Here is a 2,741-nt window from a genome sequence, read left to right on the forward strand (position 1 = left end):
GCAGGGTGAGGTCGTCGTTGCCCGGCATGGCGAGGCAGGCGTCGATCACGTCGTGTGGGATGCCCTCGTCGCGCAGGTAGACCTTCAAGCGGTCGTGGAAGAAGGTGAGGAGGTCGCCGTTGTGGTCATAGTTCGAACGTAGCGCGATGCCGCGCTCGCCGGTCTCGGAAGAGACGATCATATCCAAATCAGCTTCGAACGCCGCTTCGATGTCTGCTCGTGAAGATAGCTTGTTTTCCGTCTCGCCGTCCGCACCATCACCCTTTGGGACCAGCGAAAACAGCCGACCGCGCTCCGCGAACTGAAAGAGGATTTCCGAATATGCGGGACGGAACGCTTGTTTGTTTAGCCGAACCCGCACCCCATTCCCCAGCACCAGCCGGATCACACCCAGCGCGGCGCGGCGGAGGGCGTAGGGGTCCTTGGACCCCGTGGGTTTCTCGTCGATGGCCCAGAAGCCGGTGAGCGTGTCGAGCTTGTCGGCCAGCGCGACGGCCACCGAGACCGGCGCCGAGGGGACGGAGTCGGTCGGGCCGAGGGGAGAGTAGTGTTCCTGCGACGCGGCGGCGACTTCGGCCGGCAGGCCGGCGGCCTCGGCGTAGTAGCGGCCCATGAGGCCCTGAAGCTCGGGGAATTCGCCGACCATCTCGGATTGCAGATCGGCCTTCGCCACCCGCGCGGCCTGTTCGGCGAGGTCGGCGAGGTCGGCATCGGCGCCGACGACCGGCGCGATCTCGTGCGCCAGGGCCGCGATGCGCTCCACCCGGTCCTTCTGGCTGCCGAGCTTGTTGTGGAAGGTGACCGAGGCGAGGCCCTCGGTCCAGTCGGTCATGCCCGCCCTGGCGACGCGCAGGTCGTTTTCCCAGAAGAACGCCGCATCGGACAGGCGCGCCGCGAGGACCTTCTGGTTGCCGGCGAGGATGGTCGCGCCGTGGTCGGCGGTCTCGATATTGGCGACGGTGACGAATTTCTCGATCCGGCCGGTCTTGGGATTGCGGACCGAGAAGAACTTCTGGTGCTCCTTCATCGAGGTCTGCAGCACCTCGGGGGGCAGCGACAGGAAGCGGTCCTCGATGTCGCCCATCAGCACGACGGGCCATTCCACGAGGCCGGCGACCTCGCGCAGCAGGCCCTTGTCCTCGACCAGTTCCAGCCCGCGCGCGAAGGCGATCTGCTGCGCGTCGTTCCACAGCGTCTCGGCCCGTTCGTCCGTGGACAGGATCACCTTGGCGCGCTTCAGCTTGGCCTCGTAATCCTCGAAGCCCGAGACCTCGAACGGGGCGACGCCCATGAAGCGGTGGCCGCGCGTGACGCGGCCCGCCTCGATGCCGTCGATCTCGAGCGGGACGACGGATGCCTCACCCGCGTCGTCGGTGAGGATGCACAGGATCGAGTGCAGCGGACGGACCCAGCGCAAGCTGCCCGCGCCCCAGCGCATGGACTTGGGCCAGGGGAAGGTGCGGACGGTCTTTTCCAGCTGCTCGGCCACGATCGCGGCGGCGGGGCGGCCTTCGGTGACGACGGTGGCGTAGTAGAAGGCGCCCTTCTTGTCCTCGCGCTGCTCGAGCTGGTCGCGCGACACGCCGGCGCCGCGGCAGAAGCCCTCGATCGCCTTGTCGGGCGCACCCACCTTGGGGCCGCGGCGTTCCTCGCGCAGGGTGGGCGAATGGGCGGTGAGGCCCTGCAGCGTGAGCGCGAGGCGGCGCGGCGTGGCGAAGGCGCGCGCGCCGGCGTATGTCAGGCCCGCCTCGACCAGCCCGTCGGTCATCGCCTTCTGCAGGTCGGCGGCGGCCTTTTCCTGCATGCGGGCGGGAATTTCCTCGGAGAAGAGCTCGATCAGGAGATCAGGCATTTGGGCCTCGGCGCTGGGATTGCGGGGGCGTGTCTGCCGCCCGCAGGGACGTGCGGGGGCGTGTTAGCCGCCCCCGGCGCCGGGGTCCAGCCCGGATGAGGCCCCGGGCGCGCCGCCCCTCAGGTGCCGGCGCTGCGCGCGCCCTGCTCGGCCTTGCCCTTGGCCTTCATGGCCAGCGTCTCGACGTCGTCGCCCGCGCGGGCCTTGACGATGCGGTACCTGGCCTCGACCGCGTTCTCGACCCCGAAGAAGATCAGCCCCAGCGCGACGATCCCGAGGAAGATGCGGCCGAAGGCGACCGAGCGGATCTCGTGCAGGGCCTGGCCGATGCCGCCGGCCTGGCTGGGATCGGTGGTGAAGGCGGCGTAGAGGATGAGCACGCCGACGATGCCGACAACGAGGCCTTCGGCGAGGAAGCCGCCGCGCATGACGGGGTCGAGCTTCTGCGTCGTCTGCGTGGTGCGGATGTCCTGCTGGTAGCGGCGCGAATAACCCTTGTAGGCGTAGTAGATGCCGGCGCCGAGGACAGCGAGGCCGACGATGCCCACCAGCCAGCGGCCGTAGGGCATCTGCATGACGCGGGCGGTCATGCTTTGCGCGCTGTCGCCGCCGCCGCTGCTGTCGCCCATGGCGATGCCCAGCGCCGAGACGCCAAGCGCCGCGTGCACGATGCCCGTGACCACCAGCGCGAGGCGGGCGAAGATGCCCTTGGCGTCGCTGCCGTAGGTGTCGAGGTCCATCCACGCGTCGATGAAGCGCCAGGCGGCGTAGCACAGCAGGCCGAGGCCCACGATCCACAGCAGCAGGACGCCCCACCACTGGCCGCGCAGGTCGGCGAGCGCGTTGGTGGTGCCCTGCGCCTGTCCGCCGTAGATCGCGGCGATCAGGG

Annotated in this window: 2 protein-coding genes; both read right to left on the minus strand. The window is 69.2% G+C overall.

Going from position 1 to position 2,741, the window contains the following annotated elements; genetic code table 11:
• Positions 1-1,852 (minus strand): glycine--tRNA ligase subunit beta (gene glyS / locus ACFDTC_RS11645; RefSeq protein WP_375259045.1); only part of this gene is annotated, 1,852 nt, incomplete at its 3' end.
• A gap of 119 nt (positions 1,853-1,971) precedes the next feature.
• The coding region (locus ACFDTC_RS11650) for a DUF1206 domain-containing protein (RefSeq protein WP_375259046.1) at positions 1,972-2,741 on the minus strand (770 nt) is incomplete at its 5' end.

Source organism: Citreimonas sp. (assembly GCF_042096055.1).
Lineage (GTDB): Bacteria > Pseudomonadota > Alphaproteobacteria > Rhodobacterales > Rhodobacteraceae > Citreimonas.